This is a genomic window from Pseudomonas sp. AP19 (assembly GCF_001728855.1).
Taxonomy (GTDB): domain Bacteria; phylum Pseudomonadota; class Gammaproteobacteria; order Pseudomonadales; family Pseudomonadaceae; genus Aquipseudomonas; species Aquipseudomonas fluorescens.
This window is the reverse complement of record NZ_LXJP01000076.1, coordinates 1-15,152: the sequence shown is the minus strand read 5'-3', so window position 1 is coordinate 15,152 and position 15,152 is coordinate 1. Positions and strand designations below refer to the sequence as shown.

Here is a 15,152-nt window from a genome sequence, read left to right as displayed (position 1 = left end):
TGATGACCTCGGACACCCACTGTGCAGGTGCCCTCATAATTGTTTTTATTGAAGGTGCAGCCGGTGTGCGTGAATCAGTACTTCATGACCACCAGACGGGTCTGGGTGAACTCCAGCATTCCGTGCTTGCCGTCATCGCCGCCCAGCCCTGAGCGTTTCCAACCGGCGTGAAAGCCCTGATACGGGTCCGCCGGGGTGCGATTGACGTACAACTCGCCGGCTTCAATGGCGTTCGCCACTTTCATCGCCGTGCGGTAGTTCTCGGTGTAGAGCACCGACGACAGGCCGAACTGATGGTCGTTGGCCATGGCCAGTGCCTCGTCGATATTGCGGTACTTGAGCACCGGCAGCACGGGGCCGAAAATTTCTTCCTGGATGATTTCCATGTCCTGGCGGCAGCCGCTGAGCAAGGTCGGCGGGTAGAAATGGCCGGGGCCCTCGGGCAGCACGCCGCCAGTTTCCAGTACAGCACCGGCAGCCACGGCGCGCTCGACCATGGCGTGGATGTTCTTTTGCGAACTGGCGTTGACCAGCGGGCCCATCAGGCTTTCATCGTTGGCCCGGTCGCCGAACTGGACGGCGCTTATCTGGGTTTTCAGTAAGGCCAGGAACCGGTCGTAGACGCTCTCGTGCACATACACCCGCTCCACCGCCGTGCAGAGCTGGCCGCAGTGGGTTGTCTTGGAGCCGATGATGGCGCTGGCAGCCTTTTCCAGGTCGGCATCGGCCTCGATGATCGCCGGGGTCTTGCCGCCCAGCTCCAGAGACGGCTTGGCGATATTGGCCTTGCAGTAATCGAGCACGATACGCCCGGCGTTCACGCTGCCGGTAAGCGTAATCAGGCCGACCGCTTTATGCGTGCAGACGCTGGCGGCGGTGGCATGGTCCATGGTCAGGATGTTGATGACACCGGCCGGAAGCCCGGAGGTGACCACGGCCTTGGCAATTTCGAACGCCGACAGCGGCGTGTTGTTGCTCGGGCGCACCACCACGGTATTACCGGCGATCAGCGCCGGGGCGACCTTGCGCAGCAAGGTGTAGACCGGGTAGTTGAACGGGATCAGGCAGGCCACGACGCCAATCGGCTCGCGTTGCAGGAACAGGTTTTCATCCGGCGTGTCGCTGGGGATGATTTCACCTTCGATGCGACGCGCCCATTCGGCGTGATAGCGAGTGATTTGTGCGGCGTAGCGTGCTTCATTGCAGGCATCGCTGACGCTCTTGCCGGACTCGCGGGCCAGGGCCGCACCGATGGCTTCGGCGTGGCTGTCGAGGGCGTCGGCCAAGGCGCGCAAGTGTTCGGCGCGTTCGATACTGGTGAGCTTGCCCCAGGTTTTCTGGGCGATGGCGGCAGCGTCGACGGCGGCAATGGCCTCATCGGCGGTGGCGGCGCTCACGTGGCCGACCAGGGATTCATTGGCAGGGTTGTAAACGGCGATCAGGGCGTCGCTGGCGGGCTCGACGAACTGACCGTTGTAGAAATTGCGCTCGAATTGCATGTGGTTTGCCCAACGTTGTTGTTTTGCGAGTGACATGCAGTTTTGTATTTGCTTGGGGGGTGTGCAAACGACTTATTGGGCGGGGTAACGTGAGGAAAACGAAGGTTACGGGTGTTCGAGTACCTATCCGTGACGGCGGTATCGGATAGGTACTCGAACTCACCCCGCCGCCGTAGAAGGCTCCAACTGCCGCTGCGCCAACCAGATTTCCTCCTGCAGCCAGCGCCCAAACACCTGCAACTGCGGCATATCCGTCTGCTCCGGCCGGGTCACCAGCCAATAGGACTGATGCCCTTCCACATGCACATTCAACACCTGCGTCAACTGCCCACTGGCCAACTCCGACGCCACCATATGCCAGTCCGCAATGGTAATCCCCAACCCATCGACCGCCGCCTGTATCGCCAGGTTGAGCAAATCAAACTCATAACCGCCCTGGGTATCGACCCCGGTAATCCGCGCCGCATCCAGCCAATGCTTCCATGTGAGATAACGCTGATCTTCACTCGCCAGCACATGCAGCAACGTCATCCGATTCAAGTCAATACCGTCCCCGCCACCTTCGCGGGCGAACAACGACGGTGTGCACACGGCGATATGCCGCTCCTGGAACAACAACGAGCTGTCCAGACCATCCCACTCACCATTACCAAAACGAATCGCACAGTCGAGGGTGCTGGTCTGTGCCAGGGTGTCCTGCATGCAGGTGGTGATGCTCAACTCCAACTCCGGGTGTTGCTCGCGCAGCCTTCCCAGGCGCGGCATCAACCAGCGGCTGGTAAAGGTCGGCGGCGCGTGGAGGTGCAGTCGGTTGGAATGGGTTTTCTGCTGAATGCTGCGCACCGTCAGCTCGATCTTGTCAAATGACTGATGCAACGCCCGCAACAACACACGCCCGGCACTGGTCAGCTCCAAATGGTGGTGACGCCGCTCCAGCAGGTGTTCCCCCAGTTGTTCCTCAAGCTGGCGGACCTGGCGACTGACCGCACTTTGGGTCACGTTCAACAGCTCGGCAGCCCGGGTAAAACTGCCGGTGCTGCCGGCAACTTCGAAGGCTTTGAGGGCATTGAGACCAGGCATTTTGCGTTTCATGGGGGGCACTCGACAGCAGCGGACAAGGAAGATTGAGCAGAGCAATGCTGCACACAACATACCTTTTTGTATTGAACCTGGGGTAGCACCCTCTGCGGCCGAAGAAAACTCGGCTAACGCCCACTGCGTCGTTTTTAACCTGAATACGTCGCTGACGAATAAATAGCACGCGTATGACGCATGCACACTAAGACAATTAAGCATTGGTCGCCCACTCACCACAAAAGTTAGTCTCTGCAACAACTCACCCATTTGCCTGACTCATCATTTAAATCAGGGCCGCGCCATGTCGAGTACGTCTGTTTCATCGCGGCGAAGTATTGCGCTGTTGGCACTGGTGTTCACCGCCTGCAACGCCACCACCCACGGTTTCAGTATTTTTCTGTATTCCGCTTTATTGCCGCAGATTCGCCAGGTATTTGAACTGAGCTACAGCCAGGCGGCGCTGATTGCCGCCTTGCTGCAGCTGTTTTATATGGGCGCGTCCATCGCCAGCGGCATTGCCGCGGCGTGGGTGACCCCGCGCACCATGGTGCGGCTGACCATGGTGCTGAGCCCGGTGTTGCTGGCGCTGGCGGTGGCGACACCCTGGGTGCTGCCCTTTGCCCTGTGCCTGGCGCTGGTGTCGGCGTGTGCGGTGTCGAACTGGAACGCGATTGCGGCACTCGCCCGCGAGGTCATCCCGGCCAGCCACCGCAGTCGCGTGCTGGGGCTGGCGTCTTCGGGGGCGGCCTTTGCGATTTGCCTGAACGGGTTGCTGATCACCTGGCTACAGGGGTTGTCGTTACGCCAGTTCTGGCTGATCTGCGCAGGCTTGACGCTGCTGGTCACGCTGCTGACGCTGTGGGCCTTGGCCCCCTACACCGAACAGGCGCCACGCGCCAGCCGGCCGCCCGCGTTCAATCAGGTGCTGAGGCAGTGGTTGAACGTGTGCCTGGAACACCCCGTGGCCATGCAGATTGTCTTGCTCAGCGGGTTTATCGGCGCAATCAGTGGGCCGTTTCTCAATTTTCTGTCGGCATTTGTCAGCGAGCGCCTGCACGTCGGCGCAGCAGTGACCGGCTCAATGTGGACGCTGATCGGCATCGGCGGCGCAATCGGCGGCCTGCTGTTGGGCACGCTGGCGGATCGCTGGGGTGCGTTGCGGGTGCTTGCGCTGAGCATCGGCGCTTTCGGCCTCGCCATGATTGGCCTGCTGTGGCATCCCAGCCTGTTGTTGAGCTGGTTGGCCGCCGGTGTGTTTGCAGTGTTCTATTTCCCCTCGTGGGGCTTGATGGCAGCTTATCTCAGCGCACGCCTCAACCCGGTGCACAGCCTGCAAGTGGTGAGCCTGAGCATGGTCAGCTATGGCTTGGCCAGCGCCTCGGCCAATGGCTTGTGCGGCTGGCTGTTGCAGGCCAGCGGCGAATTTGCCGGGGTGCATGCGTGGATCGTCGGCTGGGTGCTCGCGGGCCTGTTATTGCTCAAACGCATGGCTCGGCGAGCGACTGACGCTGCGCGGCCTGTCCAGGTACCCTGAGCGCCCCAACTGGCGCTGCAAAATCTCTACCAGCGCCGCCACTTCCGGCACCTGGCAACCGGCTGAACGCCAGAACATCAGGCGGGCCGGCGCAATCGGCGGGAAGCCTTGGCGCTCATCCAGAATCTGCCAGCCAGCCGGCACCAGGCGCCGCGCCATCACCCCAACCGACAAACCCTGCTCAATCGCAATCGCGATTCCGCGAGGACTCTGACTGGTGTACACCACCTGCCATGAACGTCCAGCCTGGGCCAGCGCCTGCACAGCATTGGCACGGAACGCACAGCCCTCGGCGTACACCGCCAGCGGCACCGACTGGCGCCCCACAGCACTCCAACTCGGCGCCGCCACCCACACCAGCGGCTCGTCGCACAGGTATTCACCGGGCTGCAGGCCGGCATGTTCGACGCCCAACACCAGGTCCAACTCGCCGCGGTGCAACCGGCTGACCAGCGCGGTGGACATCTCGCAGCAGATGTCCGGGCGCACTTGGGCAAACTGCGCCTGGAAGTCCTTGAGCATCCCGCCCAGACAGTATTCCGCGTAGTCCTCCGGCATGCCCAAGTGGATACACACCTGCTCATTGGGCAATTGCGCCGCAGCCACGGCCTCGTGGTGCAGCTTGAGGATTTGCCGGGTGTAAATCAGAAAGGTTTCCCCACTCGGGGTGAGGCCGATGGAGCGGCTAGTGCGATGGATCAGCGGCGTGCCAACAATCTCCTCCAGCCGCTGCAAGCTCTGGCTGACGGTGGACTGGGTTTTATGCAGACGCTCGGCTGCGGCTGAAAAACCCTGGCACTCGATAATTGCCACAAACACTTTAAGTAAGCTGCCATCCAGTTCGCCTGACATAACTATCGCCCCTGCCGATGGATTCGATCACAACTTGTAATTTCCACTTCAAATCGCTTTACGCAACTATCCACTCAACACAACACCCTACTTGGAGCCGTGTATGAGTCTTAAACTTGCCGATGCCGAAACCGGTGATATCAGCGACATCATTAATACTGCGCTGTATCCCATACATGATTCGGGCCATGTCCAATTACAGGCATTAATTGAACATGCCCGCGCCGAATTGGCCGAGGACGGTTGCTGCCTGCTAAAGAACTTCCTGCGCCCCGAGGTGTTGGAACAGGCGCGCCTGGAAGGCCAGGCACTGTCAGGCAAAACGTTTTATTCGGTGCGCAAGGTCAACGCCTACTTCACCGAAGACGACGCCAGCCTGCCCCAGGATGACCCGCGTCGCACGTTCATGGAGCGCACCAGCGGCTTTGTGACCCGCGACATGATCGCCCCCGACGCAATCATTCATCGCCTGTATGTCTCGCCGATGATGAAACGTTTTATCGGTGCATGCCTCGACGAACCGGAGATTTTCGAATACGCCGACCCTTTCGCCGGACTGGTCATCAACGTGATGCCCGAGGGTACCGAGCAGCCTTGGCACTTCGACACCAACGAATTCATCGTCAGCATGATGACCCAGAAGCCCGAGGCCGGCGGCCTGTTCGAATACGCGCCGATGATCCGCTCGCGCAGCCAGGAAAACCTTGGCGCCGTGGGCAAAGTCGTACGCGGCGAAGACCGCGCGCAAGTCAAGGAGCTGACGCTCAACCCCGGTGATTTGCAGATCTTCAAGGGCCGTTTTTCCGTACACCGGGTCACCCGCGTCGCAGGCGCCACCGAGCGCAACACGGCGATCTTCGCCTACTCGGAAAAGCCCGGGATCATTGGCCGCGCGCAACGCACCAAACAGCTTTACGGACGCCTGTCCGAAGCCCACCTGCAAGCCGAACGCAACCTGGTGCGCAGCGACCAGTTGCTCGACTGATTCACCCCTAAAAACCCATAAAACCGTATTTGCCCTGCGAGGAACACTCCATGAGTCTGTCTGGCCCGAACCGCAACCCCACCGACTGTGAGCCCACCTATGACGAAATCCAGCAGATCCAGCTGGACCGCCTGCAACGGGTGCGCAACGAACTGAAAAAACGCGACTACGCCGCCTGTGTGCTGTTCGACCCGACCCACATGCGCTACGCCACCGGCTCACGCAATATGCAGGTGTACTCAGCGCGTAACCCGGCGCGCTATGCTTTTATCCCGGCGGAAGGCCCGGTGGTGATCTTCGAGTTCGGTGGCTGCCTGCACCTGGCCGAAACCCTCAATACCGTGGATGAAGTGCGCCCGGCCAAGGCGATCTCCTATTACTTCTGTGAAAGTTTTCTCGGCAACGTCACCGCCGACTGGGCCGCCGAAATTGACGAGTTGGTGCGCAAGTGCGGTGGCGGTAAACGCATCGCGATTGAAAGCGCCACCTCGGCGGCGGCCTTCGAATTGCAAAAGCTCGGCTACCAGGTGTTTGACGCCCAGGAACCGTTGGAGCGTGCGCGCTGCATCAAGGTGCCCAACGAGCTGAAGATGATCCGCGCCAGCCTGCGTGCGACGGAGGCCGGCGTGCGGTTGATGGAAAGCAAGCTGACACCCGGCATCACCGAGAACCAGTTGTGGTCGCACCTGCACCAGCATGTGATCGCCACCGACGGCGACTACGTCGAGACCCGCCTGCTCTCCTCCGGGCCACGCACCAACCCCTGGTTCCAGGAATGCAGCACGCGGCCGATCGAAGCCGGTGATCTGGTGGCACTGGATACGGACGTGGTCGGCCGCTTCGGCTACTACGCGGACTTTTCGCGGACCTTCCTGTGCGGCGACCAGGCCGCCACCGCCAAGCAGCAAGAGTTGTACAAACTCGCCTATGAGCAAGTGCAAACCAACATGGAAATGCTCAAGGCCGGACGCAGCTTCAAGGAATACGCCGAGATGGCCTGGAAGATTCCCGAGCATTACAAAAACAACCGCTACTTCGCCCTGGTGCACGGGGTTGGCATGACCGGCGAGTACCCTTACGTGGTGCACCGCGAAGACATTGACGCGCTGGGTTACGACGGTGTGTTCGAGGCCGGCATGACCATCTGTGTGGAAAGCTACATCGGCCACGACGACGGCGGCGAAGGCGTGAAGCTCGAAGAACAGATCTACATCCACGAACACAGCATCGAGTTGCTCTCCGATTATCCGTTCGACCCACGCCTGTTGCCGCGCTGAACGCGTCTAGCGCGACAGGTGGGCCTGGGCAGGACCAGTAACATGCATTTATAGAACGTTACATCGCAGAATTTGTCGTTTGTCGATCTTTGCGCAAATGACAAAACTGCGGGCATCTCTAATAAAAACAACATGAGAGTTGCCCTATGTCCTGTCCCAATGCCCACCTCCTGACTTCGTTGCGCCTTGTTCTCCTGCCGGTTTCACAGCGGTCCGTGCTGCGCCTTGGCGGCGCTTGCCACTGACCCTTGCGGTTCAACAAAAACGCATATTCGCAAGTACCGGAGAGGCTTATGAAAGAGTTGACTACCCTGGACGGCGCCGCGCCGCATCCAGCCGTAAATGACCTGTGTTCCCAAGTCCAACGTGGCGAGATCAACCGCCGCCAATTCCTGCGCACCGCCGCCCTGCTGGGCATTACCGTGGCCAGCGCCAGTAGCTTTATCGGCTCGGCCTTGCTCGGCAACGACGCCCAGGCCGCCGACGCCACACCCGCCCGCCAAGGCGGCAGCCTGCGCTTTGCGTGTGCGATTCAGGAAATCCAGGACCCGATGCTGATCACCTGGATCGAAGCCTCGAACCTGCTGCGCAACTCGCTGGAATACCTGACCTGGGTCGACGCCGATAACATCACTCACCCCTACCTCGCCGAAAGCTGGAGCCCCTCCGACGACCTCACCACCTGGACCTTCAACCTGCGCCAGGATGTGAAGTGGAGCAACGGCGACAGCTTCAACGTCGACGACGTGCAGCACAACATCGAGCGCTGGATTGCCGCTGACTCCAAGTCGGTCAACCGCACCGCCTTCCAGGACATCAAGGCCTTTGAAAAAGTCAGCGACTACCAGTTCCGCCTGCAGCTCAAGCGGCCGATGTTGGCGATCCCGGAAATGCTCAACGCGTTCACCTGCGCCATCGTGCACCGCAGCTTCAAAGCCGGTGATGACTGGGCGAAAAACCCGCTGGCCACCGGGCCGTTCAAGCTGGTCGCGTTTGCGGTGAACAAACAGGCGACGTTCGCCAAGCGCGCCGATTACTGGGGTAAGCCCGCCAACCTCGACGAACTGCGCTACATCGACATGGGCACCGACGTGTCCACTCACCTCGCGGCCTTGCAAGCCGGGCAAGTGGACGTGCTGTACCGCGTGACCGTGGCCGAGCTGGACCTCGCCAAGCGCCTGCCCGGCGCGCAATTGCTCACCTGCAAATCCGCGCAAACCGTGGTGATGCGCATGGCCTGCGATCAAAAGCCGTTCACCGACCTGCGTGTCCGCAAGGCCGTGGTGTTGTGTGCCGATAACGCGCAGATGCTCAAGATCGCCTACCGCGGCATGGGCACCTTGGGCGAAGACCACCATGTGGCGCCCTCCCACCCCGAATACTTCCCACTGCCCAAACGCAACCGCGACGTGGCGATGGCCAAGAAGCTGCTGGCCGAAGCCGGCTTCCCGAACGGCATCGACATCGACCTGATCGTCGGCAACACCCAGGGCCGCTATGAACAGGACTGTGCGCAGATCCTGCAACAGAACTGCCTGGAAGCTGGGATTCGCATCAACCTCAAAGTGGTGCCGGCCGCCCAATACTGGCCGATCTGGGACAAGGCGGCGTTCAGCCTCACGTACTGGGCCCATCGCCCACTGGGCGTGATGTCCCTGGAGTTGGCGTACCGCGGCGGCGGCGCCTGGAATGAAAGCCACTACAGCGACCCGGCCTTCGATGCCGCACTGGACAAAGCCATGGGCATCATCGACCCCAAGCAACGCGCCGTGGCCATGCAAAGCGTCGAGCAGATCCTGCAGGACGCCTGCGTGATCGTGCAGCCGTTCTGGGGCGACAAGTTCACCGCCGTGAGCAAAAAGGTCCAGGGCTTCCAGGTGCACCCTTCCGACTTCTACCCGATGGGCAGCGTGTGGCTGAGCGCCTGAACTAAGGCGCGAACTCCCTGCCCGTGCGCGGGCAGGCATCCCAATATTCGTCGGAGCATGCACTCATGGCTCATTTTCTATTGCGCAAGTTACTGGCGCTGGTGGCGACCCTGCTGTCGGTGTCATTGATCGTGTTCCTGGCCCTGGAACTGAACATCGAGGACGTGGCCATCAACGTCCTTGGCCCCTACTCCGCCGCAGATCAGCGGGCGGCGTGGCTGGTGGAACATGGCTACAACCAACCGTTTGTGTGGCGCTACCTGGTGTGGCTCAAGGACTTTGTCAGCGGCGACTGGGGCACCTCGGTGTACTTTCGTGAGTCGGTGATCAAGCTGCTGCTGCCCAACCTGGCACAAACCCTGACCCTCGCCGGGCTGGCCTTGCTGGTGATGGTGCCCGTGGCATTGACCCTGGGCATTCTCGCCGGCATCCGCCAGGGCTCCGCGCTCGACCGCCTGGTGTCATTCCTGTCGATTGTCACCACGTCGATTCCCGATTTCGCCAGTGCGGTGTTCGTCTCGGCAATCTTTGTGTTCTGGCTCAACTGGCTGCCGGGTGTCAGCAGCATGAGCGACGGTTTCAGTGCGATAGAGCTGGTATTGCCACTGATGGTGTTGTGCTTGTTCGGCATCGGCTACCTGGCGCGAATCACCCGCGCGTCAATGGTCGAAGTGATGCAGTCGCCGTATATCCGCACAGCACGACTCAAAGGCGCCTCCACCGCACGCATCGTCGTGCGCCATGCCCTGCGCAATGTGCTGATCGCGCCGATCACGGTGATCATGCTGTACATCCCGTGGCTGCTGTCCAACGTGATCGTGGTCGAGGTGTTCTTTGCCTACAAGGGCTTCGGCTCGTTGCTGTACACCGCGTCCCTGAACCACGACGTGTACCTGATCGAAGCCTGCGCCATGGTCAGTGCCGTCGTGGTGGGCATCACCAAGATTTTCTCAGACCTGGCTTATACCTGGCTCAACCCGCGCATCACCCTGCGCAGCCTCGGCGGAGGTGCCCAATGAATCGCCTGCACGCCTTCAAACATTCCTTGGCCTTGCTCGGCCTGCTGCTGGTGGGCGGCTGGGTCGTGATCGCGCTCTTTGCGCCGTGGCTGGCGCCCCATGATCCGCTGGAAAGCTTTACCCCACTGCTGACCCCATTGACCAGCGGCGATAATGGCCAGCGCTTCCTGCTGGGTACCGACATGATCGGGCGCGACATTCTCTCGCGGCTGATCTGGGGCACCCGCACCGTGCTGTTCTGGTCGATCCTGGCCACGCTCACTGCGTTCGCCGTGGGCATTGCCATGGGCCTGTGCGCCGGTTACTTCAACGGCTGGGTCGATGCCGTGCTGTCGTATGTGGCCGACACGGTGCTGTCGTTCCCGGTGCTGGTGTTGTACATCGTGATCATCATTGCCCTCGGCGCATCGGCGCTGAATATCCTGATTGCGGTGACCTTCACCAGTGCCCCGGCGATTTTCCGCATCATGCGCGCGCTGACCATCGACATCCGCTCGCGGGACTACGTCCTCAGCGCCATCACTCAGGGCGAAGGTTCGCTGCGGATCATGCTGGTGGAAATCCTGCCCAACTGCGGCGGCCCGCTGATTGTCGATTTCTGCCTGCGCATCGGCTACACGGCGATCATGATCGGTGCCCTGGGTTTTCTCGGCCTTGGCCTGCCGCCACCGACCCCCGACTGGGGCGGCATGATCAACGATGGCCGCGCCATGGCCATCGCCTTCCCGCATCTGGTGATCTTCCCATGCATTGCCATTTCCACCCTGATGCTGGGCTTGAGCCTGCTGGCGGACGGCCTGGATGAAAACGCCCAACAAGGCGCAAGGAATTGAGCATGAACGCACAACCAGTATTACGGGTGCAAAACCTGTCGATCGAACTGCCCGCCGGCGCCGACCGCAGCCACGCCGTGCAAGGCATCAGCCTGGAGGTACGCAAGGGCGAAATTCTTTGCGTAATCGGTGAATCCGGCTCGGGTAAGTCGGTGCTGTCGGCGGCGATCATGGGCGATTACGCCAAAGGCCTGCGGCATGCCGGTGGGGTGATCGACTTTCTCGGTGACGACATCTGCCGCCTGGACGAAAAACGCCTGCGCGAACTGCGCGGCAACCGCATTGCGATGATTTTCCAGGAGCCTATGGCGGCGCTGAACCCGGCGATCCGGATCGGCAAGCAAGTCGAAGAAATTTTCGCTATCCATGCCCCGCAAATGCCCCAGCGCGACCGTCGCGAACGCATGCTCGCGCTGCTTGAATCCACCCAGTTGCCCGACCCGCCACGTATTGCCAACAGCTTTCCCCATCAACTGTCCGGCGGCCAATGCCAGCGCGTGGTGATCGCCATGGCGCTGGCGATGAACCCGGATTTGTTAATCGCCGACGAGCCCACCACGGCCCTCGACGTGACTACCCAGGCCCAGGTATTGAAACTGGTACGCGAGCTGCGTGGGCGTGGCCAGCACGGCATTCTGTTTATCACCCACGATTTCGGCGTGGTGGCGCACATTGCCGACCGCATTGCCGTCATGGAAGGCGGCCGCCTGGTGGAAATCGGTGAGCGCGACCAAGTGCTGAATGCCCCGGCGCATGCCTACACCCGCAAGCTGATCGCGGCAGTACCGGCACTGCACCCGGAATTGCACACGCCGAGCGCGGATGGCGAGTTGGCGTTGCGCATCGAACACCTGACCAAGACCTACACCGTCGGCGGCAGCTCGGTGGCGGCGCTGCGCAACGTGTCGCTGAACCTGCCACGCGGTAAAACACTGGCGATTGTCGGCGAGTCCGGCTCGGGTAAAAGCACCCTGGTTAAAGCGGCCATTCGCCTGGTCGACAGCGACAGCGGGCATGTGTGGGTCGGCGACACAGATTTTCTGGCCTTGCGCGGCTCGGCCCTGGCGGCCAATCGGCGGCGTATCCAGATGATCTTCCAGGATCCCTACGGCTCGCTCAACCCACGGCACCGCGTCGGTGACATCATCGCCCGCGCCGCACAATTGCGTGGGTTGTCGGCCAAGGATGCCTGGGCCGAGGCCGGTGATTTGCTCGAACAGGTCGGCCTCAAGCGTGACGCCCTCAAGCGCAAACCGCGACAGTTCTCCGGTGGCCAGCGCCAGCGCATTGGCATCGCCCGTGCGCTGGCCATGCGCCCGGAAGTGTTGATCGCCGATGAAAGTGTCTCGGCGCTGGATGTGTCGGTGCAAAAACAGGTGCTGGAGCTGCTCGCCGACCTGCAACAGCAGTTGAACCTGAGCATCCTGTTCATCACTCACGACCTGCGTGTGGCGGCGCAGATCAGCGACCACATCGCCGTGATGCGCCAGGGTGAAGTGGTGGAATACGGCACCGCCGAACAGGTACTGCTCAGGCCACAAAACAGCTACACCCAGGCCCTGCTGGCCGCTGCGCCGGGCGCGACGCAACTACCGGCTGCCGGCCCCCCGTTGAGATTGATCCGCCCCGCAGCGCACTGAGTTGTCACCCTTTCCCTGCGTCGCAGCGTTCGCTGCGGCAACGGGCTGCTGTTGCCAAAAAATAACCAATAATGAGAGCAAAACCATGCGACCAACCCTACGTTACATCGCCCTGGTCCCTGTGCTCGGCGCCCTTGCGGCACCGGCCATGGCTTATCAGGTCACCGACAACCTCGACCTCGGCGGCGCCGTGCGTGCACGCTGGGATTATGACCCGGATCGCGACATCCAGAAGTTCGGCCTCGACACGGCCTTCCTCAGCGCCAAGTACAACTCCGACACTTGGATCGGCGAGGCGCAGTACCGGTTCTACGGGCGTTCCTACCCGTACCAGTACACCAAGAACTACGGCGATATCCAGTTCGCCAAGTTCGCCTGGGTCGGCTACAAATTCAACCCGAACCAGCAGGTGCAAGTGGGCTTGAACACGGTGCCGTTTGGTTTGCAGCCTTACTTTGGCAGCACCTTCTACGAGACCCTGGGCAACGTCATCGGCCTGGAAGACGTGCAACAGGTCGGCGCCAAATACATCCAGCAAAGCGGCGACTGGAATATCCAGGCCGGCTACTACCTGCGCCCGGCGTGGCAAGGCAAAGGCACCAGCAAGGGCGTGACCTACTCCAGCGTGATCTCCGAAGCCGACAGCTACGTGGGCGACGGCAGCAACAACCAGGAGCGCAACACCGTGGTGGTGCGGGTGGCCAAGGCCCTGGAGCTGGGCAACTGGAAATCCGAAGTCGGGCTTTCCGGCCTGACCTCCACGCTGGAAAACAAAGACACCAACGACGACGGCCGCCGCAATGCGGTGGCAATCCACTACCTGGGCAAGAACGGGCCATGGGGCGTGCAATTGCAGGCGGCGCGCCAGCAAATGTCACCGCGCAACCCGGGCACCAATAGCGTCGTCACCCTGGGCGGTTATGACGGGACGTTCAACGTGGCCAGCCGAGGCAACTTGTACGTGGCGGATTTGAGCTACGACGTGGGCGGCAAATACCTGTTTGACCAGGTCAGCGGCGTAAAGCTGTATGCCAACTACAGTGCGTTTGATAAATCCGAAAGTCAGTTCAAGACCTCGCAGCGGGTGATCCTCGGCACGTCGTTTTCGGTGAGCAAGTTGTGGGTCGCGACAGAGTGGTTGATTGGCAAGAACGATCCGTATATCGGCGGCAGCAGCTACACCGAAAGTTTGGGCGCGGGTGGCAGTAACCAGTGGGAGAATCAGCTGTATATGAACATTGGGTACTACTTCTAATCGGAGGCGATACCACTGAAGCCTTCGCGAGCAAGCCCGCTCCCACATTAGGAATGCATTCCAACTGTGGGAGCGGGCTTGCTCGCGAAGAGGCCGCTACAGGCACTATAAAAACAACCAGTGTGGAAGTCCTTTCATGCGCCAACTGCCCGCTCTCAACATGCTGCGCATCTTCGAAGAAGTCGCCCGCCACCGCAGCTTCAGCCAGGCTGCCGTGGGCCTTAACGTCACCCAAGGCGCCGTCAGCCGCCAGATCAAACAATTGGAAGACTACCTCGGCGTCGCCCTCTTCATCCGCACGCCCCAAGGCCTGTCCCTGACCGAAGCCGGCTTCGCCCTCTCCCCGCACCTGAGCGACGCCTTCGACCATATCGAGCGCGCCCTGCAAGCCGTGCGCGTACCCAACCTGCGCCAGCGCCTGCGCATCGTCGCGCCGCCGACCTGGGCCACGCGCTGGCTGTCGGCGCACTTACGACGCTTTTGCGAGCGCTATCCGGCTATCAACCTCAGCGTCACGCACCAGAACAGCCATGACAGCCTGGCAGAGATCGACTGCCGAATTCGCTTCGGCCGGGAATCAGACCCGCATTGCCGCAGCGAATTGCTGGTGATGGAACGCCACATCGCCGTGGCCAGCCCGGAGCTGTTCAGCGACGGCCAACCGCCCAACCTGCAGCGATTCCCATTGCTACACATCCTGCACGACGGCAAGCGCTTGAAGGTCTGGGAAAACTGGCTGGCTGCCATGGGCCGAGACGACATCGATGCGAGCCAGGGCCTGGAATTTAGCACCCTGGACCAAGTCATACACACCGCCCTGGCGGGCGGCGGCCTGGCCGTGATAGACCGGCAAATGATCGAGCGCGAACTGGCGAATGGCAGTTTATTGCCCATCACAGCGGTGGAAGTGATCGGCCCGTATGGTTATTGGCTGGACGTGGCAGCGGACAAGCAAGGCTTATCCAAGGTCCGATTGTTTACCGAGTGGTTGAACCGCGTGAGTAACCCTTGAGAGCGACTACATAGCCATTGTTTGGGTAATGGCGGCTACGGGCTCCATGGAAGCTGGCCTGCCTGCAATGGCATCTACTGCTTATGCCTGATGTACCCGAGGTGTCTGCATCGCAGCGGTTCGGCGGTCCGACAAGCCAGCTCCCACAAAAAAGCAGCTCTTGATCCGGACCTTGCCCTGGCTGTTGCTTCTACCACTCAGGTCGGCTTTCAGGCCGCCGTGCTCTGCTTTTGATCTGCTG

At 61.1% G+C, this 15,152-nt stretch carries 12 protein-coding genes; 9 read left to right on the top strand and 3 right to left on the bottom strand.

Annotated elements, in window-relative coordinates; translation table 11 throughout:
- Positions 1-74: 74 nt before the first annotated feature.
- Both aldA and A7D21_RS30900 read right to left on the bottom strand, forming a co-directional pair.
- Positions 75-1,499, bottom strand: coding sequence for an aldehyde dehydrogenase (gene aldA / locus A7D21_RS30905; protein WP_053256261.1), 1,425 nt, complete (start codon positions 1,497-1,499; stop codon positions 75-77).
- Positions 1,500-1,658: 159 nt separating this feature from the next.
- A complete protein-coding gene (locus A7D21_RS30900) occupies positions 1,659-2,591 on the bottom strand; it encodes a LysR substrate-binding domain-containing protein (RefSeq protein WP_053256262.1) in 933 nt (310 codons plus the stop codon).
- A gap of 286 nt (positions 2,592-2,877) precedes the next feature.
- Here A7D21_RS30900 and A7D21_RS30895 point away from each other — a divergent pair, with 286 nt between their 5' ends.
- Positions 2,878-4,110: an MFS transporter gene (locus tag A7D21_RS30895; RefSeq protein ID WP_069553515.1), complete on the top strand. Its 1,233-nt coding sequence runs from the start codon at positions 2,878-2,880 to the stop codon at positions 4,108-4,110.
- On the opposite strand, the gene A7D21_RS30890 is transcribed toward A7D21_RS30895, so the two are convergent.
- Positions 4,048-4,962, bottom strand: coding sequence for a LysR family transcriptional regulator (locus A7D21_RS30890; RefSeq protein WP_069553514.1), 915 nt, complete (start codon positions 4,960-4,962; stop codon positions 4,048-4,050). The genes A7D21_RS30895 and A7D21_RS30890 overlap by 63 nt on opposite strands.
- A 103-nt stretch (positions 4,963-5,065) precedes the next feature.
- Between A7D21_RS30890 and A7D21_RS30885 the strand changes: the two genes are divergently transcribed.
- From A7D21_RS30885 to A7D21_RS30850, 8 genes are all read left to right on the top strand, one after another.
- Positions 5,066-5,947, top strand: coding sequence for a hypothetical protein (locus A7D21_RS30885; protein WP_053256265.1), 882 nt, complete (start codon positions 5,066-5,068; stop codon positions 5,945-5,947).
- A 50-nt stretch (positions 5,948-5,997) separates the two neighbouring features.
- Positions 5,998-7,224, top strand: a complete 1,227-nt coding sequence (locus A7D21_RS30880; protein ID WP_069553513.1) for a Xaa-Pro peptidase family protein — start codon at positions 5,998-6,000, stop codon at positions 7,222-7,224.
- A 293-nt stretch (positions 7,225-7,517) separates the two neighbouring features.
- Positions 7,518-9,152, top strand: coding sequence for an ABC transporter substrate-binding protein (locus A7D21_RS30875; protein WP_069553512.1), 1,635 nt, complete (start codon positions 7,518-7,520; stop codon positions 9,150-9,152).
- A gap of 65 nt (positions 9,153-9,217) precedes the next feature.
- Positions 9,218-10,171, top strand: a complete 954-nt coding sequence (locus A7D21_RS30870) for an ABC transporter permease (protein ID WP_053256268.1) — start codon at positions 9,218-9,220, stop codon at positions 10,169-10,171.
- The gene (locus tag A7D21_RS30865) at positions 10,168-11,004 is read left to right on the top strand and encodes an ABC transporter permease (RefSeq protein WP_069553511.1); all 837 of its coding nucleotides are present in this window, start codon (positions 10,168-10,170) and stop codon (positions 11,002-11,004) included. The genes A7D21_RS30870 and A7D21_RS30865 overlap by 4 nt, the downstream gene beginning before the upstream one ends.
- Before the next feature lie 2 nt (positions 11,005-11,006).
- Positions 11,007-12,644, top strand: coding sequence for an ABC transporter ATP-binding protein (locus A7D21_RS30860; RefSeq protein ID WP_069553510.1), 1,638 nt, complete (start codon positions 11,007-11,009; stop codon positions 12,642-12,644).
- 85 nt (positions 12,645-12,729) lie between these two features.
- Positions 12,730-13,899, top strand: a complete 1,170-nt coding sequence (locus tag A7D21_RS30855) for a hypothetical protein (RefSeq protein ID WP_053256271.1) — start codon at positions 12,730-12,732, stop codon at positions 13,897-13,899.
- A 136-nt stretch (positions 13,900-14,035) separates the two neighbouring features.
- Positions 14,036-14,911, top strand: coding sequence for a LysR substrate-binding domain-containing protein (locus A7D21_RS30850; RefSeq protein ID WP_053256272.1), 876 nt, complete (start codon positions 14,036-14,038; stop codon positions 14,909-14,911).
- The last annotated feature ends 241 nt before the right edge of the window (positions 14,912-15,152 follow it).

What these genes read in the sequence shown, in the direction of transcription:
- aldA (WP_053256261.1), bottom strand. Translation starts at nt 1,499, where the DNA reads ATGCAATTCGAGCGCAATTTCTACAACGGTCAGTTCGTCGAGCCCGCC.
- A7D21_RS30900 (WP_053256262.1), bottom strand. Translation starts at nt 2,591, where the DNA reads ATGAAACGCAAAATGCCTGGTCTCAATGCCCTCAAAGCCTTCGAAGTT.
- A7D21_RS30895 (WP_069553515.1), top strand. Translation starts at nt 2,878, where the DNA reads ATGTCGAGTACGTCTGTTTCATCGCGGCGAAGTATTGCGCTGTTGGCA.
- A7D21_RS30890 (WP_069553514.1), bottom strand. Translation starts at nt 4,962, where the DNA reads ATGTCAGGCGAACTGGATGGCAGCTTACTTAAAGTGTTTGTGGCAATT.
- A7D21_RS30885 (WP_053256265.1), top strand. Translation starts at nt 5,066, where the DNA reads ATGAGTCTTAAACTTGCCGATGCCGAAACCGGTGATATCAGCGACATC.
- A7D21_RS30880 (WP_069553513.1), top strand. Translation starts at nt 5,998, where the DNA reads ATGAGTCTGTCTGGCCCGAACCGCAACCCCACCGACTGTGAGCCCACC.
- A7D21_RS30875 (WP_069553512.1), top strand. Translation starts at nt 7,518, where the DNA reads ATGAAAGAGTTGACTACCCTGGACGGCGCCGCGCCGCATCCAGCCGTA.
- A7D21_RS30870 (WP_053256268.1), top strand. Translation starts at nt 9,218, where the DNA reads ATGGCTCATTTTCTATTGCGCAAGTTACTGGCGCTGGTGGCGACCCTG.
- A7D21_RS30865 (WP_069553511.1), top strand. Translation starts at nt 10,168, where the DNA reads ATGAATCGCCTGCACGCCTTCAAACATTCCTTGGCCTTGCTCGGCCTG.
- A7D21_RS30860 (WP_069553510.1), top strand. Translation starts at nt 11,007, where the DNA reads ATGAACGCACAACCAGTATTACGGGTGCAAAACCTGTCGATCGAACTG.
- A7D21_RS30855 (WP_053256271.1), top strand. Translation starts at nt 12,730, where the DNA reads ATGCGACCAACCCTACGTTACATCGCCCTGGTCCCTGTGCTCGGCGCC.
- A7D21_RS30850 (WP_053256272.1), top strand. Translation starts at nt 14,036, where the DNA reads ATGCGCCAACTGCCCGCTCTCAACATGCTGCGCATCTTCGAAGAAGTC.